Annotated in this window: 1 protein-coding gene; it reads left to right on the forward strand. The window is 60.7% G+C overall.

Annotated elements, in window-relative coordinates:
- On the forward strand, positions 1-724 hold a 724-nt coding region (locus tag AB4Z52_RS36230; RefSeq protein ID WP_442222617.1), incomplete at its 5' end, for a plasmid pRiA4b ORF-3 family protein.
- Between the last annotated feature and the right edge of the window lie 34 nt (positions 725-758).

The following is a 758-nucleotide window of genomic DNA, read 5'->3' on the forward strand; positions in this document are numbered from 1 at the left end:
GGGACTGGCGGATGTGAAAAGGGCAAAACGGGCAGCGACGAAAACCGCCGGAGAGGCGGCAGCCTCGGAGGATGAGATTTTCATCCTGCAATTCCGCATCTGGCTGAAGGACGTGAGCCCGATGCTGTGGCGTAGGGTTCAGGTTTTCTCGACGATGACGCTACGCGAGTTTCATGGCGTCATTCAGGTCGCGATGGGATGGGAAGGCATACACCTCTACCAGTTCGTCATGCACACGGTGCGGTACGGCTCGTGGGAGGCGGGTGCCCGCTCTCCGGCTATCACACTTGGTGATCTGCAACCGCGTAACGGCAGCCGGTTCCTGTACGAGTACGCCCTCAACATCCCCTGGGAGCACGAGGTCCGGCTGGAGGAACGCCGGCCTGTCAAATACGGCGATCACTATCCGGCGTGTACGGACGGCGACGGCAATTGTCCGCCTGAGGATTGTGGTGGACCGGAAGCCTGGATGTGGCAGAGAGACGAGGCGCTCGGGCCTGACCTCCWTSAGGATCTCGCCACAGCATTGGAATTCGTCACGGAAATCGGCGACACCGGGTCCCTTGCCGTCCTTGATGATCCGGACCGCGCTGGGGAGTTGCAGGAACTGCTGTTTCGGATCAAGGGCCGAGCTACACTGCTGGGCCAGTCGTTCGAGCGGCGGACGGTGAATGATCGGCTGCGGCAGAGCGAACATCTGATCCYGATGCACCAGCAGATGTGACGGGCCTTGCGACCTGACCTTTCGAAAGAAGATT

Origin of the sequence: Rhizobium sp. 2YAF20 (assembly GCF_052114685.1) — a bacterium.
In the GTDB taxonomy this organism is placed as follows: Bacteria; Pseudomonadota; Alphaproteobacteria; order Rhizobiales; family Rhizobiaceae; genus Rhizobium.